Annotated in this window: 24 protein-coding genes; 17 read left to right on the top strand and 7 right to left on the bottom strand. The window is 57.6% G+C overall.

What is annotated here, in order from left to right:
* Positions 1–110: 110 nt before the first annotated feature.
* The 5 genes from L1065_RS11445 to L1065_RS11425 all read right to left on the bottom strand — a co-directional run bounded on the left by L1065_RS11445 (position 111) and on the right by L1065_RS11425 (position 4,848).
* Positions 111–596, bottom strand: coding sequence for a (2Fe-2S)-binding protein (locus L1065_RS11445; RefSeq protein ID WP_237095607.1), 486 nt, complete (start codon positions 594–596; stop codon positions 111–113).
* A 211-nt stretch (positions 597–807) separates the two neighbouring features.
* Positions 808–1,770: a molybdopterin-binding protein gene (locus tag L1065_RS11440; protein ID WP_237095606.1), complete on the bottom strand. Its 963-nt coding sequence runs from the start codon at positions 1,768–1,770 to the stop codon at positions 808–810.
* Positions 1,767–2,729: an XdhC family protein gene (locus L1065_RS11435; protein WP_237095605.1), complete on the bottom strand. Its 963-nt coding sequence runs from the start codon at positions 2,727–2,729 to the stop codon at positions 1,767–1,769. The genes L1065_RS11440 and L1065_RS11435 overlap by 4 nt, the downstream gene beginning before the upstream one ends.
* Complete coding sequence (locus L1065_RS11430; RefSeq protein WP_237095604.1) at positions 2,726–3,973, bottom strand: VWA domain-containing protein; 1,248 nt, start codon at positions 3,971–3,973, stop codon at positions 2,726–2,728. Before L1065_RS11430 ends, L1065_RS11435 begins: the two co-directional genes overlap by 4 nt.
* Entirely contained in the window at positions 3,973–4,848 is an 876-nt protein-coding gene (locus tag L1065_RS11425; protein ID WP_237095603.1) for a MoxR family ATPase, read from the bottom strand. The genes L1065_RS11430 and L1065_RS11425 overlap by 1 nt, the downstream gene beginning before the upstream one ends.
* Positions 4,849–4,925: 77 nt before the next feature.
* On the opposite strand from L1065_RS11425, the gene L1065_RS11420 reads away from it, so the two are divergent.
* Entirely contained in the window at positions 4,926–6,146 is a 1,221-nt protein-coding gene (locus tag L1065_RS11420) for an acyl-CoA dehydrogenase (protein ID WP_237095602.1), read from the top strand.
* Positions 6,147–6,397: 251 nt separating this feature from the next.
* Positions 6,398–7,354, top strand: coding sequence for a phosphoadenosine phosphosulfate reductase (locus tag L1065_RS11415; protein ID WP_237095601.1), 957 nt, complete (start codon positions 6,398–6,400; stop codon positions 7,352–7,354).
* Between the two features lie 349 nt (positions 7,355–7,703).
* On the opposite strand, the gene L1065_RS11410 is transcribed toward L1065_RS11415, so the two are convergent.
* Together L1065_RS11410 and L1065_RS11405 are read right to left on the bottom strand one after the other, a co-directional pair.
* A complete protein-coding gene (locus L1065_RS11410; protein ID WP_237095600.1) occupies positions 7,704–7,976 on the bottom strand; it encodes a hypothetical protein in 273 nt (90 codons plus the stop codon).
* A 181-nt stretch (positions 7,977–8,157) separates the two neighbouring features.
* On the bottom strand, positions 8,158–8,436 hold the full coding sequence (locus L1065_RS11405) for a hypothetical protein (RefSeq protein WP_237095599.1): 279 nt from the start codon (positions 8,434–8,436) through the stop codon (positions 8,158–8,160).
* A gap of 202 nt (positions 8,437–8,638) precedes the next feature.
* Here L1065_RS11405 and pyrC point away from each other — a divergent pair, with 202 nt between their 5' ends.
* From pyrC to L1065_RS11330, 15 genes are all read left to right on the top strand, one after another.
* A complete protein-coding gene (pyrC, locus tag L1065_RS11400) occupies positions 8,639–9,679 on the top strand; it encodes a dihydroorotase (RefSeq protein WP_237095598.1) in 1,041 nt (346 codons plus the stop codon).
* Positions 9,680–10,363 (top strand): orotate phosphoribosyltransferase, encoded by a 684-nt coding sequence (locus tag L1065_RS11395; protein ID WP_237095597.1) that lies wholly within the window; start codon positions 9,680–9,682, stop codon positions 10,361–10,363.
* A gap of 211 nt (positions 10,364–10,574) precedes the next feature.
* On the top strand, positions 10,575–12,077 hold the full coding sequence (locus L1065_RS11390; protein ID WP_237095596.1) for a replicative DNA helicase: 1,503 nt from the start codon (positions 10,575–10,577) through the stop codon (positions 12,075–12,077).
* A gap of 57 nt (positions 12,078–12,134) precedes the next feature.
* Positions 12,135–13,175: an alanine racemase gene (gene alr, locus L1065_RS11385; protein ID WP_237095595.1), complete on the top strand. Its 1,041-nt coding sequence runs from the start codon at positions 12,135–12,137 to the stop codon at positions 13,173–13,175.
* Positions 13,172–13,948, top strand: coding sequence for an ABC transporter permease (locus tag L1065_RS11380; protein WP_237095594.1), 777 nt, complete (start codon positions 13,172–13,174; stop codon positions 13,946–13,948). The genes alr and L1065_RS11380 overlap by 4 nt, the downstream gene beginning before the upstream one ends.
* Positions 13,945–14,685: an ABC transporter ATP-binding protein gene (locus tag L1065_RS11375; protein ID WP_237095593.1), complete on the top strand. Its 741-nt coding sequence runs from the start codon at positions 13,945–13,947 to the stop codon at positions 14,683–14,685. Before L1065_RS11380 ends, L1065_RS11375 begins: the two co-directional genes overlap by 4 nt.
* A gap of 214 nt (positions 14,686–14,899) precedes the next feature.
* Positions 14,900–15,703, top strand: coding sequence for a DNA repair protein (locus L1065_RS11370; protein WP_237095592.1), 804 nt, complete (start codon positions 14,900–14,902; stop codon positions 15,701–15,703).
* A 9-nt stretch (positions 15,704–15,712) separates the two neighbouring features.
* Complete coding sequence (locus tag L1065_RS11365) at positions 15,713–16,156, top strand: paraquat-inducible protein A (RefSeq protein WP_237095591.1); 444 nt, start codon at positions 15,713–15,715, stop codon at positions 16,154–16,156.
* Between the two features lie 26 nt (positions 16,157–16,182).
* Positions 16,183–17,547: a DNA repair protein RadA gene (radA, locus tag L1065_RS11360; RefSeq protein WP_237095590.1), complete on the top strand. Its 1,365-nt coding sequence runs from the start codon at positions 16,183–16,185 to the stop codon at positions 17,545–17,547.
* Positions 17,548–17,581: 34 nt separating this feature from the next.
* Entirely contained in the window at positions 17,582–18,139 is a 558-nt protein-coding gene (locus L1065_RS11355) for a CvpA family protein (protein ID WP_237095589.1), read from the top strand.
* A 99-nt stretch (positions 18,140–18,238) separates the two neighbouring features.
* On the top strand, positions 18,239–18,646 hold the full coding sequence (locus tag L1065_RS11350) for a response regulator (protein WP_237095588.1): 408 nt from the start codon (positions 18,239–18,241) through the stop codon (positions 18,644–18,646).
* A gap of 23 nt (positions 18,647–18,669) precedes the next feature.
* Positions 18,670–20,340 (top strand): ATP-binding protein, encoded by a 1,671-nt coding sequence (locus L1065_RS11345; RefSeq protein WP_237095587.1) that lies wholly within the window; start codon positions 18,670–18,672, stop codon positions 20,338–20,340.
* Between the two features lie 29 nt (positions 20,341–20,369).
* Entirely contained in the window at positions 20,370–20,747 is a 378-nt protein-coding gene (locus tag L1065_RS11340; RefSeq protein WP_237095586.1) for a response regulator, read from the top strand.
* A gap of 212 nt (positions 20,748–20,959) precedes the next feature.
* A complete protein-coding gene (gene purF, locus L1065_RS11335; protein ID WP_237095707.1) occupies positions 20,960–22,384 on the top strand; it encodes an amidophosphoribosyltransferase in 1,425 nt (474 codons plus the stop codon).
* Positions 22,385–22,464: 80 nt separating this feature from the next.
* Entirely contained in the window at positions 22,465–23,193 is a 729-nt protein-coding gene (locus L1065_RS11330; RefSeq protein WP_237095585.1) for a hypothetical protein, read from the top strand.
* Positions 23,194–23,201: the final 8 nt, after the last annotated feature.

Raw genomic sequence — 23,201 nt, 5'->3', positions numbered from 1 at the left:
CCCTGCTGAAAGGGCGAAAAATCAATGTATGGCCTAGCGTCTGCTATGCGTATGGCAATGCGTCAGACGTTCGGCGGATTTCATATTGCGCAACAGCGGCGCAAGTCGGCTTATTCTGCCGCGATCTTGCTGGTATCCTGACCAGCGGCGGCCATGATGGATTTGACGATGTTATGATAGCCTGTGCAGCGACAGATATTGCCTTCGAGGTAGGCGCGAATTTCGGCCTCAGACGGATTGGGGTTTTCGCCCAACAGCGCTGTGGCCGACATCACCATGCCCGGTGTGCAAAAGCCGCACTGCAGGCCGTGATGGTCCTGAAACGCCTGCTGCACCTTGGACAGGGACCCATCGGCATTTGCCATGCCTTCGATCGTTGTCACCTCGGCACCTTCCACTTCGGCCGCAAAAATCGCACAGGATTTGACCGCCTTGCCATTCACATGCACCACGCAGGCCCCGCATTGCGAGGTATCGCAGCCCACATGGGTGCCTGTCAGATTGAGTGTTTCACGCAAGAATTGCACCAACAGCGTGCGCCCTTCGGCATCACCGCTGACGGCTTTTCCATTCACGGTCATGGAGACCTGTGTCATGACGTTCCTCCCTAGGTGTTATGAGTATGCTTGGATGAAAGTTAAGCATGTGTTCTGCCCTAGGGGAAACAAATTCGTCGCTGCGATGCAGCAGGCGGCGGGCTTTGGGCATACGGCAAAGCGGTGCCGCTGGCGCGGCATGTCTTTTATGATGATGAGGGGCGTTGCCCCTCAAACTCCCCAAGGTATTGGAACAACAATGAAAGACAGATTATTCGCGCGGTCGCCCGCGCTGCGGTATATCCTTGAGCAGACCGCCGATGCCCATCGCTGCGATGTCTTTTGCGGTTGGCGGATGGCCGCAGATCACTTGTTCGAGCACCCAATCGGCCCCGTTGAGCGCAGGTGAGCGCGCGCAGCCCGGCAAACCGATGATCGGGGTATCATCAAGGGAGCCCAGGAAAAGCAGATTGCCAGGATCAACAGGCATGCCGTAGCGATCGATCACCCCCCCTGCCTGACGCACAGCTGTGGGGGCGACATCCTGACTGTCGGAAGTGGCGGACGCAGTCAGAATGAGAATGATATCCGCCTGAGTTGCGCCGATGGCGCGGGCGATGGCCTGTGTGGTGTGGGGCACAAGGATGCGTGGCGCCAATGTGACATCCAGACGGGAGAGTCGCGTTTTAATAGCGGTGCGCCCTTTTTCGGATGGCGGCATGTCGAACTGCGTTTCAATCAAAGCGGCGGTTTTGAACCGGGGCCGCGCGATGGTAAGCGCATTGGCCCCAAGGGCCGTGGTCGTGGCGATATCTGCTGCTGCCACGCCGTAGCTGATGATTTTGACGGTCGCGATCATCGTGCCTGCGGCCACGCGGGCATTATGGGGCAATGTGGCAAGTGTGATCATGGGGTTTACCAAGTTCAGTTGCGTGATCGCTGCTGTGTCGAGCCGCAAAAGGCCTGCCGTTTGCGCATAGAGGTTGACGCGCCCCGTGGCGGGCGTGGCGATCCGAATATCCCGAGCGGCCAGCGCATCGGCAAGCTGGCCAGCGGCATCGTTTTCATGCAGGTCCGTTGGGGCAAGATGCGCGGTGATGATGCTGTCAAAGCCCTGCTGGATCAGCCTGTCCAGGTGGTCTTGCGTCAGGGTCGTGCCCTTACGAATGCCGCCTGTGGAATGGGCGAGGATATGGCCAAGCGCCATATGGGTCGGGGTTTCACCGAAGGTCATTGGCGCAGGGTGTGGGTGATTTGCGCCATGATCGATACCGCAATTTCAGCCGGCGATTTGGCACCGATATCAAGGCCCACGGGTGCGTGGATGCGGGCAATCTGGCTGTCGGTGAAGCCTTCGTTTTGCAGGCGCGTGACGCGTTTGGCGTGGGTGCGGGTGGAGCCGAGGCTGCCGATGTAGAACGCATCGGATTTCAGGGCGATGTGCAAGGCGGCATCGTCGAGTTTGGGGTCATGGGTCAGGGTTACGACGGCGGTGCGCGCATCGGGGGCGGCGGCGGTCATGGCGGCATCCGGCCAGTCGTGGACAAGGGTTGTGTCGGGAAAGCGCGCGGGGCTGGCGAAGGCTTCGCGCGGGTCGATCAGCGTGGGGGCGTATCCTGCGGCGCGGGCCATGGGAATGAGCGCTTGGGCGATGTGCACCCCGCCTGTGATGATCATGCGCAGGGGCGGGTTGTGGATGGCGATGAAGTGATCCGCGTCGATGCCGCTTTTGTCCGCGCGAAAACGTGCATCATGGGCGGTGGTGTCAGTAGTCAGGTGACGCGCGGGGCTGGTCAGGTCGTGGATGAGGGCGGCCGGTTGGCGGGCGCCGCGCGCGGTGATCAGCGCCTCGAGGATCTGCGGGTCGAGCACGGGTCCGACGGGATCGACGAGGATGCGGATGGTGCCGCCGCATGCCAGCCCGACGGCGAAGGCATCGTCATCACTGACCCCGTATTCGAGCAGTTTAGGCGTGCCTGTCTCAATAGCCTCAATCGCCTCGACCACGACTGCGCCTTCGACACAGCCGCCCGACACGGAGCCTGCCATCTCGCCGTTTACGTTGATGGCAAGCTGTGAGCCTGTGGGGCGCGGCGCACTGCCCCAAGTGTCGATAACAGTGGCGATGGCGGCTGCGGTGCCTGCGCGGTGCCAGGCCAGCGCGATGGCGGGGATGTCGTCGTATTGGGTCATGACAGGGCCTGCATCATGCGGGGTTTGTCGCCTGCGTCGCCGTTCAGGGCGGCGGCGATACCTTCGAGGCTGGCGATGTTGTGGCCTGCGCGGAAGCTGTCGACATGGGGCAACATGGCGGCGATACCACGGGCTTTGGGGGCGAATTCTTCGAAGCGCATCAAGGGGTTGAGCCATATGACACGTTTGGCCGACAGGTGCAGGCGTTGCATGGCGGCGGCCAGCGCATCGGGGTCGCCGCGGTCCAGGCCATCCGAGATCAGCAGGACGATGGCGCCCTGCCCCATCACGCGGCGCGACCAGTCGCGGTTAAAGGCGGTCAAACAGTCACCGATGCGCGTGCCCCCTTCCCAATCCTGCGCTTGCGCGCCAGCGGCTTTAAGAGCCGCATCAACGTCGCGGGCGCGCATGTGGCGGGTGATGTTGGTGAGTTGTGTGCCAAAGGTGAAGGCATGGACCTTGGCCCAACCCGCCCCTTTTTCGTTGGCCACGGCATGCAGGAAATGCAGCACGGCACGCGAATATTGGGACATGGAGCCAGAGATATCGCAGAGCGCCACAAGGTTGGGATAGCGCGTGCGATGCCGTTTGCGGGCGATGGCGGCGATGTCGCCGCCGTGGCGCATGGCCGCGCGCATGGTGCGGGGCCAGTCGGGTTTGGCCCCCACCACGGCGGCCTGCGTGCGCCGCGATTTCAGCGGTTTGACGGGTAGCGACAGCCGCGCGATCATCCGTTTGGCTGCGGCCATTTCAGCTGTGCTCATCTGTTCAAAATCAAGTGTGCGCAGACGTTCGGTGGCCGACATCGTACGCGAGGCGTCGATTTCGATCGCGGTTTCTTCGCCCTCGTGGTCTGGCGCTTTTTCGGGCGGTTCAACCCCGTCCAGCAAGGCCTCGGCTGCGCGTTTTTCGGCGGGTTTGGCAAGGCGTTCTTCTTGCACACCGCGCACAGCGGGGATCATGTAGGCCATCATATGTTCAAGATAGCGCGGGTCGCGCCAATAGAGGCGAAAGACCTGCGCAAAGACCCATGACTGATCGCGTTTGGTGACAAAACAGGCGTGCAAGGTCCAATAGAAATCGGCTTTTTCGGTGAACCCTGCGGCCTGCACGGCGCGGGTGGCATTGAGCACCGCCGACGGCCCGATAGGCAGCCCCGCCTTGCGTAGAGCACGGGCAAAATGGGTGATATTGCCCAGAAGTTTGGGGTTTTCTGGCAGATCAAGGGCGGCGAGTTCTACCATCAGGCAATCTCGGCGCGGACTTGGTCGAGGAGTTTTTTGGCCTCGGAGCCTTGCAGTTTCTGGATGTCGTCTTGGTATTTCAGGATAGCCCCAAGCGTGTCAGAGATGACCTCGGGCGACAGGTTGATGACGTCGAGCGCCAGCAGGCATTTGGCCCAGTCGATGGTTTCGGCCACGCCCGGTTTTTTGAACAGGTCTTCGGTGCGCAAGGCTTGGACAAAGCCCACAACCTCGCGCGAGAGCGCGGTTGCGGCCTCGGGCGCGCGGGCCTGCAAAATCTCCATCTCGCGGTCGAAGTTGGGATAATCGACCCAATGATAGAGGCAGCGGCGTTTGAGCGCGTCGTGCACCTCGCGGGTCCGATTGGAGGTCAGGATGACGATGGGGGGCTCAGGTGCTGCGATGCGGCCCAATTCGGGGATCGTGACTGCGAAATCGGAAAGTGCTTCGAGCAAAAACGCCTCGAAGGGTTCATCGGTGCGGTCCAATTCGTCGATCAGCAGCACAGGCGCACCTGCGGGATCGGGCCGCATGGCTTGCAACAGGGGCCGTTCGATCAGGTAGTCGTCGGAATAAAGATCGACGTCTTGTTCGCCTTTGATGGCAAGCATTTGCGCGGTGAAGTTCCATTCATAGACGGCTGTGGCCGCATCCAGCCCTTCGTAGCATTGCAGACGGATCAGGCGGCGGCCCAACATGGCGGCGATGGCTTTGGCAATTTCTGTTTTGCCCACCCCTGCCTCGCCCTCAAGAAACAGCGGGCGGCCCAGTTTGAGCGAAAGAAACGCCACAGTCGCGAGGCTGCGATCGCAGACATAGCTTTGGTCGGCAAGTGCGGTGACCATTGCGTCGATGCTTTTGGGTATATCTGTCATGAGTGCTATAGCTGCATTCTGACCCCTTGTCGTCAAGGGTGCAGGCGTTTAGGCATAATCCAAACGGAGGACTTGTTATGAATGCACCCGCAAAAATCACCACGGGCAAAGGCCCCGAATTGAACCGTTTTGAATGGGACGACCCGTTTTTGCTGGAACAGCAACTGACCGAAGACGAGCGGATGTTGCGCGATGCAGCAGAGCAGTTCAGTCAGGATAAGTTGCAGCCTTTGGTGATTGATGCCTACCGCGAAGAAAGCTTTGACAAGGGGCTGTTTGCGCAGATGGGCGATGCGGGTCTGTTGGGTGTGACGATCCCCGAGGAATATGGCGGTCTGGGTGCGGGGTATGTCAGCTACGGTTTGGTGGCCCGCGCGGTGGAGCGTGTGGATTCGGGCTATCGCAGTATGATGTCGGTGCAGTCGTCGTTGGTGATGTATCCCATCCATGCTTACGGCAGTGAAGAGCAACGTCAGAAATATTTGCCGGGTTTGGCGGCGGGCACGCTTGTGGGCTGCTTTGGTTTGACCGAACCTGATGCAGGCAGTGATCCTGCAGGAATGAAAACCATCGCGCGTAAGATCGATGGCGGCTATGTGCTGAACGGCTCCAAGATGTGGATTTCCAACAGCCCCGTGGCCGATGTGTTCGTGGTCTGGGCCAAGTCGGAGGCCCATGGCGGCAAGATCCGCGGGTTTGTGCTGGAGGCTGGCATGGAGGGGCTGAGTGCACCCAAAGTGGGCGGCAAGCTGAGCCTGCGGGCCAGCATTACAGGCGAGATTGTGATGCAGGACGTTGAAGTGGGCGACGATGCGCTCTTGCCGAATGTCGAGGGGCTGAAGGGGCCGTTTGGCTGTCTGAACCGCGCGCGCTACGGCATATCTTGGGGTGTGATGGGTGCCGCCGAGTTCTGCTGGCATGGTGCGCGCCAATACGGGTTGGACCGCAAGCAATTTGGCAAGCCGCTGGCCCAAACGCAGCTGTTCCAGAAGAAGCTGGCTGATATGCAGACCGAGATTGGACTGGGCTTGCAGGGATCGCTGCAGTTGGGACGGATGATGGACAGCGGCACCGCCTCGCCCGAGCTGATCAGCCTGATGAAACGCAACAACTGCGGCAAGGCATTGGATGTGGCGCGGCACGCGCGTGATATGCACGGCGGCAATGGTATTTCCGAAGATTTTCAGGTGATGCGCCATATGGTGAACCTTGAGACGGTGAACACATATGAGGGCACCCATGACGTGCATGCGCTTATCTTGGGACGGGCGCAGACGGGCTTGCAGGCGTTCTTTTAGGCAAGGTGGGTTAAAACCCACCTTACATTTTTAGGTATTTGGGCAACAATGAAGTGCGGGTCGTTTCGCGCTGAATTGGTTTTTCAGTTGATTGAGCCGAATGTGATGTGAATGCCATGTATGCTGGCACGTCGGGCGAACAATCCCTTAAAAAACACATGATCGTTTCGCAATTTCGCCTGAATTGGCGGCTAATTTGCACCAAAGGCAAGCCCGACTTATGTCTGGCGGGTTAGAATTGGAGTGCCCTGATGCAAGACGATGCGAACGTCTTTAAACCGAACCTGAAGGATCTGTCGCTGGACGACTGGACCGCGGCGATGGCCAAACTGGGGCGGCAATATGGGCTGTATGAAAGCCTTGGGGACAAACACTCGGCCCTGTTTATTGACGAAGGCGAGACCCTTTTGGTCACGTTCGAGACGGTCGAGAACATCCGCGAGACCTATGAAACGGGTGAGCCTGTCGGCTTTGAGCTGGTGCGCGCTACGGGGTGGTCACATCTGTGCTTGATGACCCAAGGCGACACCTGGTTTCGCGATGCGGATATGTATGACTTTTTCGACCGCCTTGGCGATGACGGTTTTTTCGACAATTTCGAAAATGTGGTGTTTTACGGATCTGGCATGTGTGGTTACGCGGCCTGCGCCTTTAGCGTGGCCGCCCCTGGTTGCACGGTGGTCGCACTGCAACCCCAAGCCACGCTGGACCCGCGGATTACAGGATGGGACGACCGCTTTGCCAAGCATCGCCGTTTGTCGTTTGATGACCGCTACGGCTATGCGCCTGATATGATTGATGCGGCAGGTCAGGCATTTGTTCTGTTTGATCCGACGCACCGCGATGAGTTTGCCCAAGCCGCCTTGTTCACCAAAGATCATGTGACATTGGTGCGCTGCCCGCATGTGGGCCAGCAGATGGAAGAGGACCTGATCGATATGCAGGTGCTTTACCGTATTCTGGCCCAAGCAGGGACAGGCAAACTGAGCGCCAAGGTCATTCATGCGCTGATGCGCGCGCGCCGCCGTCATTTGCCCAGCTTGCGGCGTCAGCTGGCTTGGATGGACGCGCAGGACAAACCTTATCAGACTGCCAAGCTGTGCCGCGCCATTTTACAAGATGTCAAGATGCCCATGGCCCGCAAGCGCCTGCAACGCCTTATGGACAATGGGGTCGAGTTACCACCTGCCCTGCGCGAACAGGCTTAACGGCTGAACGCGGATCGCACTAACGACAGGCCCGCGGCTGCAAAAGCCGCAGCCGCTGCCCCGTTGCTTCCTTCGCGGCAGATGTATCCCCGCTCGATGTAGCCCGCACAGCCCGCAAGGATTGGACAGTCAGCCACAGCAGGTCGCAGCCGCCAAACACTTTGAGCAAGCCCCGCAGAGACCGTGACAACACCGAATGCGAGCGCGGTGCGAAGTAGTGGAACACCATACCTGTCACGCTAGCAGCCACTGCGCCGCGCTACAAAAGAAAACGCGGCCCCGTGTAAGGGGACCGCGTCTTTGTGGCGTTTATGATTTCACTCTTTAAACGCAGTGGCCCCAAGGGGCCTTAGATATAATACAGATCGCGGAAAACGTGGCGCACGATGTCGTCACGGCGCAGGCCCATCGCGGCCAGTTCTTCGTCAGATTTGGCTTGGAGCGCGGCCATTTTGTCAACGCGCCCTTCCATGTGCAGCGATGCTTCGCGTGCTTTGATCAATGTCGCGCCAACGCCCGCGATATAAGTTGCGATGCTGCCCAAAACGCTTTTGCGGGGGGCGCTGTCGATTGTGTCGGTATAAAAGGCCATGTCGGTCTCTCCTGTTCGCGTGTCTGCCATCCCTTGGGCCTAATATGGCGTAATGCTGCAGGTGCGAGAAGACGCAGTTTGCTCAAAGCCGCCATGCATCTTTTGCAATGCTCGGCGGTAACACGCAGGAAACCATAAAGAATTTGCCAACTCCGCAACGAAAAGGCCCGCCAGTTTGCACCGGCGGGCCTTTGCACAGTCTTTTGGGAGTTCAGGATTTCGTGCCGGAGGTGATGGCCGCGACAAGGCGTTTGCCAAAAAGCCCCAACAAAGCGCCCAAAGCCAACAGAAAGGCCGATGTGGAGATGCCCAGCAGCCCGCAGATCATCGACGCGCCGATCAAAAGCACCAGCAACGCCAGCATGTCCATCTCGTTGGTTTCAAGGGTGATCGACTTGAGGGTCACTGTTTCCATGAACCCTTTGATTGTACCCTCTACGTGAGGGACGGCCAAACCGCAGGCGACGCCGATGAGCAAAGTGATAAGCATGGAACTTCCTTTTTTCGATACCCTGAGCCGAGGGTTTTTGAGCAATACACTTGGTTGGCGCAATATTTCGCGCTTGCAGCATATTGGACGATTCACACAGGGGCGTCCAGCATATGTGGTCGGGCTTTTGTGGGGAAAGCACGCAAGCACGCCTCAATTTTGTCACTAGCAGCGCCGCGCACAATTGGGTAACTGCACAGGCATGACACAAACCCTGACGATCCGCCGCCCCGATGATTGGCACCTGCACCTGCGCGACGGCGCCATGTTGCAAGCCGTTCTGCCCGAAACCACCCGCCATTTTGGGCGCGCGATCGTGATGCCAAACCTTGTGCCGCCTGTTGTAACGGGTGCGGATGCCGCGGCCTACCGCGCACGAATTGATGCGGCGATGCCCGAAGGCGCGCCCTTTGAGCCGCTGATGATGCTCTATCTGACGGAAGAGACGGATGGGGCGGATGTTGTGGCGGCGCATAAGGCGGGGATCATCACGGCGGTCAAGCTCTATCCTGCCGGCGCGACGACGAATTCGGCCAGCGGTGTGCGCGACATGGCCAAGGTGCGCCCTGTGCTTGAGGCGATGGCCGAGGCGGGTGTGCCATTGTGCTGTCACGGCGAGGTTACGGACGCAGAGATCGACATCTTTGACCGGGAAGCCGTTTTTATCGACCGCGTTCTGGAACCGTTGCGCCGCGATGTGCCTGAGCTGAAGGTTATTATGGAGCATGTCACCACCCGCGATGCGGTGGACTATGTGCAAACGGCCGACCGCAATCTGGCCGCGACGATCACAACGCACCATCTGATTATCAACCGCAATCATATCCTCGTGGGCGGGATCAAACCGCACTACTATTGCCTGCCTGTCGCCAAGCGCGAAGAGCACCGCAAGGCGCTGATGGCCGCTGCGACCTCGGGCGACGCACGGTTTTTCCTTGGGACCGACAGTGCGCCGCACACCGACCCCAACAAGGAACAGGCCTGTGGCTGCGCGGGTGTCTTTAGTGCGACCAACACGATGTCCTGTCTGGCCCATGTATTTGAGGACGCGGGCGCGTTGGACAAGCTGGAGGCGTTTACTTCGCTGAATGGGCCTGCCTATTACGGGCTGCCTGTGAACGAGGGCACAATCACCCTGACCAAGGGCGATCCTGTGGCCTACCCTGACAAACTGATGACCGGCGAAGGGCCTGTGACGCTCTTTGATCCGGGCTTTCCCCTTCTTTGGCATGTAGAGGCATAAATGATCCCGTCTTCTTTCCCCGACAGCACTGAAATCGCCCGCCTGACCGCACGGATGCTTCTTGAGATCAAGGCCGTGCATTTCAACGCAGCCGAGCCGTTCAAACTGGCCAGTGGACTGCCCTCGCCCACCTACATCGATTGCCGCAAGCTGATCAGCTATCCGCGTATCCGCAGCACCTTGATGGATTTTCTGGTGGTGGAAACCATGCGCACGGCGGGTTTTGAGGCGTTTGATAACGTGGCTGGTGGCGAAACCGCAGGTATTCCGTTTTCGGCCTTCGTGGCCGAACGCATGGCGCTGCCGATGACCTATGTGCGCAAGAAACCCAAGGGCTACGGACGCAATGCGCGAATCGAGGGCGAGATGAGCGAAGGCCAGCGCGTGCTGCTGGTCGAAGACCTGACCACCGATGGCGGCAGCAAGCTGTCGTTCGTGGATGCGATCCGCGAAACAGGTGCATCGTGCAACTGGACCGCCGTGATCTTTTATTACGGCATTTTCCCCGAGACCGAGAAAACCCTTGGCGATCATGGGGTTGGGCTGATCAGCCTGTGCACATGGTGGGACGTTCTGGCCGAGGCCAAAGCGCAAGGCGCGTTTGATGACACAACCATCACTGAAGTGGAGGCATTCTTGAACGCCCCGCGTGAGTGGCAAGAGCGCAACAAAGATCGCGTTTAGTGCCCAAAAAAAGAATCCAATGATTTCAGAAAAAGCCCGCAGCATATTGCGGGCTTTCTTGCTTTGTGCCCCAGATGTGGTAGCCTTCAGGTTATCCACAAAGATTTGCACATTGCGTCTGTCGCGCCTCTTTGGGTAGAGACTGACAGCACTGGGGACACCGCGAAACAGATCAAAGATCACACGCGGGACGGTGAAATGAGGGGCAGTGATGAACGAGATTTCGACAATCGGACAAGTGGCACCTGTTGAAGGGGACGCAGACGGCACGTTACTGCCCCACTCCATCGAGGCCGAACAACAGCTGTTGGGCGCGATCCTGACCAACAACGATATTTTCGACCGCGTTGCCAGCATCATCGGTGCCGAGCATTTCTATGATCCGGTGCACGCGCGCATTTTCGATGTGGCCAAGGCGCGGATTTCCAAAAACGCGCTGGCCAGCCCCGTGACGCTGAAATCCTTTATGGAGGACGACGAAGGCCTGAAGGAACTGGGCGGTGCGGCGTATCTGGTCAAACTGGGCGGGGCGTCGATTGCCAGCTTCGCGGCGCGTGATTATGCGCAGATGATCTATGATCTGGCGATCCGCCGCGAGTTGATCCAGGTGGGCCGCGATATCGCTGCCAAGGCCCAGAAGGTCGAGGTGGATAGCGAACCAAAGGAACAGATCGTCGAAGCCGAACAAAAGCTGTATAAGCTGGCAGAAGCGGGCCAAGCGGAACAAGGGTTTCAGTCGTTCCTCAAGGCCGTCACCGATGCAGTGAATGTGGCCAATGCTGCCTACCAGCGCGACGGGGGCATGGCGGGTGTCAGCACAGGGCTGACCGATCTGGACAAAAAACTGGGCGGGCTGCACCGCTCTGACCTTCTGATCCTTGCGGGGCGTCCGTCGATGGGTAAGACATCGCTTGCGACCAACGTGGCGTTCAACATCGCCAAGGCCTACAAGAAAGGCACAACCCACGAAGGCGAACAAGGCGCCGTGGATGGCGGTGTTGTTGGCTTTTTCAGCCTTGAAATGAGCGCCGAGCAACTGGCCGCGCGGATCCTGTCCGAAGCCTCCGAGGTGCCAAGCGAACAGATCCGACGCGGCGACATGACCGAAACAGAGTTCCGCCGCTTTGTGGATGCCGCCAAATCGCTGGAATCCTGCCCGCTTTACATCGATGACACGCCTGCCCTGCCAATCAGCCAGTTGGCTGCGCGGGCGCGGCGGCTCAAACGAACACATGGGTTGGACGCTTTGTTTGTGGACTACCTTCAACTGTTGCGCCCTGCGACGGCCAAAGACAGCCGCGTGAACGAGGTGTCCGAGATCACCCAAGGCCTCAAGGCGATTGCCAAGGAACTCGACATCCCCGTGGTCGCGCTGTCGCAGCTCAGCCGTCAGGTGGAGAACCGCGAAGACAAGCGCCCGCAACTCAGCGACCTGCGGGAATCAGGCTCGATCGAGCAGGACGCCGATGTGGTGATGTTTGTGTTCCGCGAGGAATATTACAAAGAACGTGAAAAACCAGGTGACCACGATCTTGAGAAGATGGCCACATGGCAAGAAGAGATGGAACGCCTGCACGGCAAGGCCGAGGTCATCATCGGCAAGCAGCGTCACGGTCCCATCGGCAGCGTTGATCTGTCCTTCGAAGGGCGGTTCACACGCTTTGGCAATCTGGCCAAGGCTTGGCAACAAGACGGTGGCGAACAAGGGTTCTAGGGGGCTTGCGCCTTATTGGTCCTTGACCTTGGCGCAACACCTGCGAAAACGGCGCGTATGGCAACCGGACATCTTACAATATCGCTCGACGCTTTGGTCGAAAACTGGCGCAGCCTTGATGCGCTGTCTGGCAGTGGCACGCAAACCGCGGCTGTGATCAAAGCAAATGGCTATGGGCTTGGGGCCGCGCGTGTGGCGCGGGCCTTGGCCAAGGCAGGGGCGCGCACCTTTTTTGTGGCCATGGCCGAAGAAGGTGCCGAGGTGCGTGGCGCTTTGGGCGAAGGTGTCACCATCAACATTTTCGGCGGCCATATGCGCGGCGATACCGACATGATCAACGATCTGTCGCTGACGCCCATGATCAACAGCATAAACCAGCTGACCCGTCATCTTGAGGCCCTGCCCGATGCGCCATTTGGGATCCAGTTGGACACAGGCATGAACCGCTTGGGCCTTGAAGCCGGCGAATGGGCAGCCGTGCGTGACATCGCGTTGTCGCAAAACCCCACATTGGTGATGAGCCATCTGGCCTGCGCCGATGAGCCTGATCACCCGATGAATGCATTTCAATGCGACAACTTTCTTGAAATGACGGCGGGCGTTCAGGCGCCGCTGTCCTTGTCGGCGACAGGTGGCACATTGCTTGGTCCGAAATACCACTTTGATATGACGCGCCCGGGCATCGGCCTATACGGGGGGATGCCCTTTGCTGACGCGGCACCTGTTGTTGCCCTTTCGCTGCCTGTCGTTCAGGTGCGCGATGTCGTGGAAGGCGAAGCTGTGGGGTATGGCAACAGCTATATCGCCCCGTCCAATCGCCGCATCGCAACGGTGTCTGGCGGTTATGCCGATGGTTTGATCCGTGCGATGGGGCCCAAGGCGCTGATGTATCATGAGGACACCGCCTGCCCTGTTGTCGGCCGTGTTTCGATGGATCTGATCACTGTCGATATCACCGATCTGCGCGACACCCCTGCAACATTGGATGTGCTATGCGCCCACCAAGGCGTGGACGATCTGGCCGAAGCCGCAGGCACCATCGGCTATGAAATCCTGACCTCTCTTGGTGCGCGCTATGCGCGGCGCTACGCGGGATGACGGCTTTTCTTGCCAGCATTGGCCGTGCCACGCTTGCCATCCTTGCAAGCATCGGGGCGGTCACACTGTTTGCGGGCCAAACCGTCGGCCATATGCTGCGCCCCCCATTTTACTGGCGCGAATTTATCAGCGCATGCATGACGATCGGCTATTTCAGCCTGCCTGTTGTCGGCCTGACGGCCCTGTTCACCGGCGGGGCGCTGGCTTTGCAGATTTATGCAGGTGGCGCACGGTTTAACGCCGAAGCGGTGGTTCCCTCTATCGTCGCCATCGGCATGGTGCGCGAGCTTGGCCCGGTCCTTGGCGGTCTGATGGTGGCCGCACGTGTTGCCTCCTCTATCGCGGCAGAGATCGGCACGATGAAAGTGACCGAACAGATTGATGCGCTTGTCACGCTGTCCACCAATCCCATGAAATATCTGACAGTGCCGCGCGTGCTGGCCGCCACCCTGACCGTGCCTGTTTTGGTGCTGGTGGGTGATATCATCGGAATCATGGGCGGCTATCTTGTGGGTGTGTCGCGGCTTGGGTTTAACCCTGCGGCCTATTTGCAGAACACTGTCGATTTTCTTGAATTCTGGGACGTGGCCAGTGGTTTGGTCAAAGGCGCTGTCTTTGGCTTCATTATCGCCCTGATGGGGTGCTATTTCGGCATGCGTTCGGGACGCGGCGCACAAGGTGTGGGACGTGCGACCAAGGCCGCAGTTGTGGCGGCCAGCGTAATGATCCTTGCAGCCAACTACCTGCTGACAGAGTTGTTTTTTAGCGCATGATCCGTCTGAGCAATGTTCATAAAGCCTTTGGCAACAACCACGTGCTGCGCGGCGTGGACCTGCATATCCCCAAAGGGGAAAGCATGGTGATTATCGGCGGATCGGGCACGGGCAAATCTGTCACGCTCAAAGCGATCCTTGGTTTGGTCACACCAGATGTCGGCACGATCACCGTGGCAGACAAAGACATCTCTAAAGGGGACCGCGATGCCCTGTTGTCGCGTTTCGGGATGCTGTTTCAGGGTGGCGCATTGTTCGACAGCTTGACCGTTTGGCAAAACGTCGCCTTCCGCCTGACGCAAACAGGCATGGACAAAGCCCGGGCCCGCGATATTGCAATTGAGAAACTGCGCCGTGTGGGCCTCAAGCCCGATGTGGCCGACAGGTTTCCTGCCGAATTATCAGGTGGCATGCAAAAACGTGTCGGTCTGGCCCGCGCAATCGCTGCAAACCCCGAGATCATCTTTTTTGATGAGCCGACCACAGGCCTGGATCCGATTATGGCCGGCGTAATCAACGATTTGATCCGCGAGATTGTGGTCGAGATGGGCGCGACGGCCATGACCATCACCCATGATATGAGCAGCGTGCGCGCCATCGCGGACCGCGTGGCAATGCTGCATGACGGTGTGATCAAATGGACTGGCACGGTTGTCGAGATGGACAGCACCCAAGACCCGCATGTGGACCAGTTCATCCACGGGCGCAGCACAGGACCGATAGAGGCCGTGCGCTGACCGCCCTACCGCGCAATCGGCAATGATTCGCCGATACGCATCCGCAATTCGTGAAAAATGAGCCGCTGAACCATGGCACATTTGTTGCCCAAACGTCACCAAACCACGACATGGTGATTTGCTGTTTTCTTTTTTCCCCGTTTTTCCCTTTTTATTCGGTGCTTTAGTCAAATTAAGGTAAAAATGTGACTTGGATACTTGGGGGCCGATTTTTATGAATACGACCAATACATCGACTTTGACGTCTTTGCGGATTTTCGCGCAGCGCCTTGCTATTTTTGCGATTGTTCTGGGCACACTGGCGGCAATCTCCTCATGTGTTTTGGCGGCCATCGGTGTTTGGCCGTGGTTGGGGCTGACGGCCACCTTGGGCGATACGGTGGTCCCTGAAGCCGGCATTTACCTGCAAATCGGCTTTGCGATCCTGATGACGTTCCTTTGCTTTTTCCTGCCCTCTGCAGGGCGCATATTGTCATTGGAAACAAGCCATCGCCAATTCAAGATGAGCATGGATGACGTGGCGCGTGCTTACTGGACCGCACATCAAGCGGACCGCGAAGGGAATTTTGTGCTGAACCGCGAATTTGATGCGGTGCGCGAGCGCATGGAAGTTTTGCGCGATCACCCCAACCTTGGCGATCTTGAGCCTGCGTTGCTTGAAGTGGCCAGCCAGATGAGCTTTGAAAGCCGCGAATTGGCCGACGTGTATTCGAATGACAAGGTGGACCGCGCCCGCACCTTCCTGATGCAGCGCAAACAAGAGCTTGAGGAATATCAGGACCGAATTCTCAAAGCCCACCAGACCACGAGCGAAATGCGCGAGTGGATCAAGCAAGTTGAGTTGGATGAAAACGTGATCGAGGCACAAATTCAGCGTCTTGAAAAAGATCTGGCCGAAGTTCTGCCCCAGATCGGCCTGCGCATGGAGCGTGAAGCCGCCGAAATGAAGCCCGTTCCAACCGTCGTTGCGCTCAAGCCCAAAACAAAAGACGAGACATCCAGCACAGCGGCCGAATAACATTCCGCCATGCACGTCTTTTTAAAACTGGCCAACCTTGCGTTGCTGGTCGCTTTTCCCATTGCTTGGTTCGCCCCGCTGATGCGGGCCGGTCTTTTGCCGTTTTTCCAACTGTCCGAGATTTCCGTTATTTCGGGGCTGCAGGCGCTTTGGCAAACGGATATATTTTTGGCGATTGTTGTCACCTTCTTTGCCCTTGTCGCCCCCCTTCTCAAAATCGTCGGGCTTGCTTTGGTGCAGTTCCAGCTTCTGTCTAACCGCGCGTTGCCCGCGCTGACGTTGATGGGCAAACTGGCGATGGCCGATATCTTCCTGATCGCGGTTTACGTGGTTTTGGCCAAAGGTGTCGGCGTGGGCCGCGTTGAAATCGCATGGGGGCTCTATCTCTTTACGGCCTGCATTTTGGCCAGCCTCGCTTTGTCGATTGCAAGCGCGCGGACGATGCGGCAGTAAGAAAGCCCACCTTATAAGGGTCCGACATGGCCAAAGCCCCCTCTTTCAAATGCTCTGCATGCGCAGCCCAGTTCACCAAGTGGTCGGGGCGCTGTGAAAACTGCGGCGAATGGAACACGATTTCCGAAGAAAAGGCACTGTCGTCTGGTCCCGCCAGCAAGTCGCTTGGCGCGCGGCGCGGCAAATCGCTGGTTCTGACCGATCTGGCAACCCAAGAAGAGCCCCCTGCCCGCACGCTTTCGGGCGTGGGAGAATTGGACCGCGTTTTGGGCGGTGGCTTGGTTGAGGCATCGGCGCTCTTGGTCGGCGGCGACCCAGGAATTGGCAAATCCACCTTGCTGCTGCAGGCCGCCGCACGGTTTGCCCGTAACGGGTTGAAGGTGATTTATGTTTCTGGCGAGGAAGCCGCGGGCCAAGTGCGCATGCGCGCCCAACGGCTCGGGCTGACCAAAAGCCCAGTCCATCTGGCTGCAGAAACCAACCTGCGCGATATTCTGACGACGCTGGAAGAAGAAAACCCCGACCTGTGCATCATCGACAGTATCCAAACCATGTGGGCCGATAATGTTGAAGCCGCGCCTGGATCTGTCAGTCAGGTGCGTGCGGCCGCCCATGAGTTGACCAGCTTTGCCAAACGCAAAGGCATCGCCGTGGTGATGGTTGGTCATGTCACCAAAGAAGGCCAGATTGCGGGGCCGCGCGTTGTCGAACATATGGTCGACACGGTGCTTTATTTTGAAGGCGAGCGCGGCCACCCTTTCCGTATCCTGCGCGCCGTGAAAAACCGCTTTGGGCCTGCCGATGAAATCGGCGTTTTCGAGATGACTGGCAAAGGACTGGCCGAGGTCAAAAACCCTTCGGCCCTGTTTTTGTCCGAGCGCGGCAAGCCCACGGCAGGATCAGTGGTTTTTGCGGGCATCGAAGGCTCACGGCCCATGCTGTGCGAATTTCAGGCGCTGGTCGCCCCCTCCCCCCATAGCCAACCGCGCCGTACCGTTGTGGGGTGGGACGGCGGACGTCTGGCAATGATCTTGGCTGTGTTGGAGGCCCGCGCAGGCGTGCCGTTTATAGGCTTGGATGTCTATCTGAACGTTGCAGGCGGCATGCGCGTCTCAGAGCCTGCTGCCGATCTGGCGGTCGCGGCTGCTCTGGTTTCAGCCCGCGAGGACGCCGCTTTGCCCGCCGAGTGTGTTGTTTTTGGCGAGATTAGCCTTTCAGGTGGGCTCAGACCCGCCGCACAGACCGAAAATCGGTTGAAAGAAGCGGAAAAACTTGGTTTCACCCAAGCCATCGCAGCGCAGGCTGCAAAACAACAGGGCAGCACCAGTCTGACCCTTAAACAAATGCCCGATCTGGCCACATTTGTGACGCAGGTCTTTGGCGAAAGATAAGCGCGAAATGCGCTAAAAGAAAAGGACGAGGCACATGGAAGGCTTCACCATCATCGACGGTATCGTAGCTCTGGTTATCGTTGTCTCAGCCCTTTTGGCCTACAGCCGCGGATTTGTCCGCGAAGCGCTCTCGATTGCGGGCTGGATCGCGGCTGCGATTTTGGCGTCTCTTTTTGCGGGCAAGATGGAACCGCTGGTTAAGGAAATTCCCTATATCGGCAGCTTTATCGGTGAAAGCTGTGAGCTTGCAATCATCGCAGCCTTTGCAGCCGTATTCGCCATTGCACTGGTCGTCATGTCGATCATCACGCCGTTGTTTTCATCCCTTGTTCAGCGCTCGGTTCTTGGCGGGCTGGACCAGGGGTTGGGCTTTCTCTTCGGGGTGTTCCGCGGCATCCTTCTGATCGCGGTGGCCTTTTTTGTTTATGAAGTTGTTCTGACCAGCCAAGACCTTGAAATAATTGACAATTCCCGCTCCGCAGTCGTTTTCGGGCGTCTGACAGGGCAAGTGGAAAACCGTGACCCCGAACAAGCCTTGGGATGGATCACCGGGCAATATGAAAACCTGGTGGGTGATTGCGGCGCACAATAGCCGCTATACAGCTTCAAAAAATGGTCCGCGCCATGGCGTTTACCAGAAATTAAGACATTGCAGGTAGTTTGGCACCAATAGTTTTCGATTGGCGACCACATGCATGTTTTAATTCTGGAGGATGACACCGATCTTTGCAGTGTCTGGCGTGACTACATAGAAGACCAAGGGCACTCCACACACCCGGTTGGCACGGTTCACGCCGCCTTTGATGCGCTGCACTTCAACAAATTTGACCTTTTGCTTTTGGATTTGTTGTTAACCGATGGCAATTCGGTTGGCGTATCGCATTACGCAAAAACCATTCAACCTGCTTGCAGGATCATCATGATCACGGGCACGCATCAATTCATGAAGGGCGACCACCTGCAACAGGCGCCTGGGGTGGATTGGCTGCTACACAAACCGGTAAAACTCGACGATCTCGGTGCATTGATCGACTACATTGAACATGAGCCGAAAACAGATGTCGGCTTGGCCGATCTCCAAGTCTACGGCGCATCATGACAAGGCTGCTCTATCCCCTTCCCATGTCACCCTTTTTAGGCCTGATCGCGATGGTACTTCTTGCAGCGACCATTGGGACGTGGGTCATCCTGAATGCGGACCGCGAAGAAAGGATCAACGAGGCCCTGCGCGGCGAAACGAACGCAATCGCAGAAACCCTGCACCATGATTTGATCTTGCGCACACGCGCAACAAAACGCATGGCAGGCCGGCTTCAACGCAGCGCAAACCTGCCCTATGCCGACGGATTTGTTCAGGACGCGGTAAGCTATATTACGGATATGCCCGGGTTTTGGGCGCTAAGCGTGTTTGACGATGATTTTGTTGCCCGCCGCGTGGTGCCAAACACCAACACCTCCGCTTTGGGGCGCAATATCGCAGAAGTAAGCGAAGACAGGCGTCTGGCGTTGGAAGCTGCGCGCGACACACGGCAAACCACGATGACGAACCCCGTAGAACTTGTCGGCGGTGATGGCGTGGGATTCCTCATCTTCACGCCGATTTTCCAACACGATGAATTCAGCGGTATTCTTGCCACTGTCTTTCGGGTCAACACATGGCTGGATCAGTTTATTTCAGACCAAACACCCGTCATCTCCGCGCCAGACTATACGAAAATTACGCTCAACGGCGTGGTCCTTTTTGAAGGTGAATCCTTTGGGAAGGTCACCGCGCCAGCGCTCAAATCCGACCCGAACACAATTTTCGATCAGACGTTCGAGGTTTTTACCAAACGGCACCCCGAATTTGATGCGCTGCACGATACAAAACGCCCCGAAATTATGACCGGCTTTGTTGCGGTCTTATCCCTTTTGATACTCGCATTGGTTGGAAACGGTTTGCGGCTGCAACAGGCCCGCTCAACGGCCAATCAAAACCGCCAAGCCCTACAGCAAGCAAATGCGGCCTTGGTGACCGAGGTGGACGTACGCCAAATGGCCGAAACAAAGGCCAAAAAAGCAGATGAAGCGAAATCGCGTTTTCTGGCGGTGATGAGCCATGAAATCCGCACTCCGCTGAACGCCATCATGGGCATGTTTGAATTGATCGAACGGGCGGATGTCCCGGACCGCCAGAAACGACAAGCCCAAAGCGGCCACCGAGCCGCAAACAGGTTGTTTGGCGAGTTGACGAAAGTGCTTGATGTGTCGCGCTTGGATGCAGGTTCGCTGACAATCCATAAAACCACAGTAGATACGCAGGCGGTCTTTGACGAATGGGTCACACAGCTGACCGCCGCAATCGCATCGAGTGAAAAGCCGATAGAAATTGTCACAACGCTTGACCCCGATGTGCCGCGCAGCTTGGATATCGATTTTGATCGCACCACACAGATCCTCAACAACCTGATCGACAACGCGGTGAAATTTACAGAAACAGGTCAGATCGGGCTGCGGATATGTCTGGGAGATCACGGTGAAACCATCAAGGTTTCCGTATCTGACACAGGATGCGGCATCGCCAGTTGCGATGTCGCGGCCACCTTCACCCGCTTTTACCAGCTGGAAAGTGCAGTCAAGCGGTCGCATCAGGGCAGCGGTCTGGGCCTGTCGATCTGCAAAGATCTGGCTGAGCTTATGGGCGGCACGATCAAAGTGACCTCTGAGGTTGGCAAGTCATCCACATTCACACTGACCTTACCGTTGGGTACGGACGCAACATCGCCACAAGCGCACAGCCAAAACGCGGGCTAGACAAAGCAACCAATAAACAGGGACGCAAAATGGGTGGAAAAATTCTGATCGTCGAAGACGATCCTGAGACGCGTTTCATGATGGCTGAATTTATGGATGCGCTTGGCTATGATTATGAATTGGCACATGACGGCTCGCACTGCATTGCGCAGGTTGTGCGCAATCCGGCTGAATACGCGCTTATTTTGATGGATATCCATATGCCAGAGGTTTCCGGCCTGGAAGCCTCGGCCTGGATCAGAGGTTTGGACGCTGACCCGCCCCGCAGCACACCGATTGTTCTGATGTCCGCCGATACGGCCTATCACTGCGATAAATCGGCCACCGACCTTGGTCTAAGCGGGACATTGCCAAAGCCCGTCGCTCTGAATGACCTTGGCGCAACGATCCAACAGCACGTCATTTAAGCGCCATACCCGCCGCAACGCCGCATGTCGTCACCCTATGCCATTCCCTTGGTGACATCAAAGGCGACAGCGACTAAACACAGTCGCAACTGGAAACGGATTCGGAGCTGCCCGCCGTGTCATCGCCCAAAACACCCGCCGCGCCTGCGCAGGCCCCATGCTCGCTTGCCGATGCACCCGAGTTTTATGCGCATCCCTTCGATGACGATAAACTGAAGGAAGAATGCGGAATTTTTGGTGTTATCGGCCTTAAAGACGCAGCTAATTTTGTGGCGCTTGGCCTGCACGCCTTGCAACATCGCGGTCAGGAAGCGGGCGGTATTGTTGCCCACGATCCCGAACAAGGGTTCAACAATGCGCGTCGCTTTGGCTATGTGCGCGACAACTTTACATCCCACAAGGTCATGGAAACCTTGCCCGGGCCCTTAGCGATTGGCCATGTGCGCTACTCTACCGCCGGCAGCAAAGGGCAGACATCCATCCGTGATGTCCAACCGTTTTTTGGCGAGTTTTCGATGGGCGGCGCTGCGATTGCCCACAACGGCAATATCACAAACGCCGATGCGTTGCGGCGCGAGCTGACAGATCGCGGCAGCATCTTCCAAAGCTCGTCTGATAGCGAATGTATTCTGCATTTGATGGCCCGAAGCCTGCAACGCAACATTCCCGAGCGTATGGAAGATGCATTGCGCCGTGTTGAAGGGGCGTTTTCGGTGGTCGCGATGACGCGCACCAAACTGATCGGTGTGCGTGATCCACTTGGCGTGCGCCCTCTGGTGTTGGGCAAACTGGGCGACGGCTATGCCCTGTCTTCGGAGACATGCGCACTTGATATCGTCGGTGCGGAATTCGTTCGTGAAATCGAGCCCGGAGAAATGGTTGTGATCACCGACAAAGGTGTGGACAGCAGCTCCCCCTTCCGCAAACGTAAATCGCGCTTTTGCATTTTCGAGCATGTGTATTTCAGCCGCCCCGATAGTATTCTTGGCGGTCGCAGTGTCTATGAAACGCGCGAAGCCATTGGCCGCGAATTGGCAAAGGAAAGCCCTGTCGAAGCCGATCTGGTCTGCCCTGTCCCCGACAGCGGCACGCCCGCAGCCATCGGATACAGCCTGCAAAGCGGTATTCCCTATGCGATGGGGATCATCCGCAATCAGTATATGGGCCGCACCTTCATTGAGCCGACCGAACAGATCCGCAATATGGGTGTGCGTTTGAAACTGAACGTGAACCGCGCGTTGATCAAAGACAAACGCGTGATCCTTGTGGATGACAGCGTGGTGCGCGGCACGACCAGCCGCAAAATCAAAGAGATGATCTTGGACGCTGGTGCCAAAGAAGTGCACTTCCGCATCGCCAGTCCGCCAACCGCTTGGCCATGTTTTTACGGTGTGGATACGCCGCAACGCGAAAAGCTGCTGGCAGCCACAATGTCCGAAGATGAGATGCGCGACCACTTGCAGGTCGATAGCCTGAAGTTCATTTCACTAGACGGGCTTTACCGTGCGGTTGGCGAAACCAATGGGCGCGATCCGAAAAGCCCCCAGTATTGCGATGCCTGTTTTAGTGGCGAATACCCCGTTGAGCCTGCGGATATGATTCAAAAGGGCTTTCAAATGAAGACGGCGGCGGAATAGCCCCACTCGATCGTTCATTTCATTGGACAGGGTAAGTCTGACGTCTATCTATATGTCACAAGACATAAAGGGTCGGGCAAATGACAAAGATATTGATTTTGGGCAGCGGTCCGCAAGCGGTGCAGGCCGCCGAATGGGACGTATCCGCATTTGATCACATTGTAGCGATCAACAATGCGTGGCGGGTGCGCCCCGATTGGACCCATTTGATCCACCCAGAAGATTTCCCGCGCGATAAGCGGCCCCAAACGCTATCGCCCACCCAGATCACCGTGACGGCGGCTGACTATGTGCCGCTGCAAAATGCCCAAGGCGGATTTGTTTACGCAGGCGGCACGATGGCATTTACCGCAGGTTACTGGGCGCTTGCTGCGCTCAAACCCTCAGTCATGGCATTTTTTGGGTGTGATATGGTGTATGCCCCGACGGGCAATACACATTTTTACGGCACAGGTGCCGCTGACCCGCTGCGCGAAGACATCACCTTGCGGTCGCTTGAAGCCAAAGCCAGTCGATTGATGCTGCATGGCGCCATCGCGGGATGCCAGATGGTAAACCTGTCAGATGCCGACAGCCGCTTGGTGTTTCCACGCGCCACCCTGTCCACACTCCATCAGACTGCCCCTGTGCTGTATGATCCCGCGAAAATGCAAATGGCGCTGAATCGCGAAGCCGCACTTAACTATACCACCCCCGATGGACGGTATTGGAAAACACCAGACGCCTACGACACAGCAGAAATTGACGCGCTTGATGCGATCTGGCGCGAAGCCAGTTTTACAGCACCCGTCCAACGCGCCGTCGCATAACCCCGCTT

Origin of the sequence: Nereida sp. MMG025 (assembly GCF_021654165.1) — a bacterium.
Taxonomy (GTDB): Bacteria; Pseudomonadota; Alphaproteobacteria; order Rhodobacterales; family Rhodobacteraceae; genus Nereida.
This window is presented reverse-complemented; position numbering and strand designations above follow the sequence as displayed.

Coding starts and splice junctions, on each gene's coding strand:
- L1065_RS11345 (WP_237095587.1), top strand. CDS start 18,670: ATGTCACCCTTTTTAGGCCTGATCGCGATGGTACTTCTTGCAGCGACC.
- L1065_RS11330 (WP_237095585.1), top strand. CDS start 22,465: ATGACAAAGATATTGATTTTGGGCAGCGGTCCGCAAGCGGTGCAGGCC.
- L1065_RS11415 (WP_237095601.1), top strand. CDS start 6,398: ATGCAAGACGATGCGAACGTCTTTAAACCGAACCTGAAGGATCTGTCG.
- L1065_RS11395 (WP_237095597.1), top strand. CDS start 9,680: ATGATCCCGTCTTCTTTCCCCGACAGCACTGAAATCGCCCGCCTGACC.
- L1065_RS11430 (WP_237095604.1), bottom strand. CDS start 3,973: ATGGTAGAACTCGCCGCCCTTGATCTGCCAGAAAACCCCAAACTTCTG.
- alr (WP_237095595.1), top strand. CDS start 12,135: ATGGCAACCGGACATCTTACAATATCGCTCGACGCTTTGGTCGAAAAC.
- L1065_RS11420 (WP_237095602.1), top strand. CDS start 4,926: ATGAATGCACCCGCAAAAATCACCACGGGCAAAGGCCCCGAATTGAAC.
- L1065_RS11425 (WP_237095603.1), bottom strand. CDS start 4,848: ATGACAGATATACCCAAAAGCATCGACGCAATGGTCACCGCACTTGCC.
- pyrC (WP_237095598.1), top strand. CDS start 8,639: ATGACACAAACCCTGACGATCCGCCGCCCCGATGATTGGCACCTGCAC.
- radA (WP_237095590.1), top strand. CDS start 16,183: ATGGCCAAAGCCCCCTCTTTCAAATGCTCTGCATGCGCAGCCCAGTTC.
- L1065_RS11390 (WP_237095596.1), top strand. CDS start 10,575: ATGAACGAGATTTCGACAATCGGACAAGTGGCACCTGTTGAAGGGGAC.
- L1065_RS11350 (WP_237095588.1), top strand. CDS start 18,239: ATGCATGTTTTAATTCTGGAGGATGACACCGATCTTTGCAGTGTCTGG.
- L1065_RS11375 (WP_237095593.1), top strand. CDS start 13,945: ATGATCCGTCTGAGCAATGTTCATAAAGCCTTTGGCAACAACCACGTG.
- L1065_RS11435 (WP_237095605.1), bottom strand. CDS start 2,729: ATGACCCAATACGACGACATCCCCGCCATCGCGCTGGCCTGGCACCGC.
- L1065_RS11370 (WP_237095592.1), top strand. CDS start 14,900: ATGAATACGACCAATACATCGACTTTGACGTCTTTGCGGATTTTCGCG.
- L1065_RS11380 (WP_237095594.1), top strand. CDS start 13,172: ATGACGGCTTTTCTTGCCAGCATTGGCCGTGCCACGCTTGCCATCCTT.
- L1065_RS11445 (WP_237095607.1), bottom strand. CDS start 596: ATGACACAGGTCTCCATGACCGTGAATGGAAAAGCCGTCAGCGGTGAT.
- L1065_RS11365 (WP_237095591.1), top strand. CDS start 15,713: ATGCACGTCTTTTTAAAACTGGCCAACCTTGCGTTGCTGGTCGCTTTT.
- L1065_RS11340 (WP_237095586.1), top strand. CDS start 20,370: ATGGGTGGAAAAATTCTGATCGTCGAAGACGATCCTGAGACGCGTTTC.
- L1065_RS11440 (WP_237095606.1), bottom strand. CDS start 1,770: ATGACCTTCGGTGAAACCCCGACCCATATGGCGCTTGGCCATATCCTC.
- L1065_RS11410 (WP_237095600.1), bottom strand. CDS start 7,976: ATGGCAGACACGCGAACAGGAGAGACCGACATGGCCTTTTATACCGAC.
- L1065_RS11355 (WP_237095589.1), top strand. CDS start 17,582: ATGGAAGGCTTCACCATCATCGACGGTATCGTAGCTCTGGTTATCGTT.
- L1065_RS11405 (WP_237095599.1), bottom strand. CDS start 8,436: ATGCTTATCACTTTGCTCATCGGCGTCGCCTGCGGTTTGGCCGTCCCT.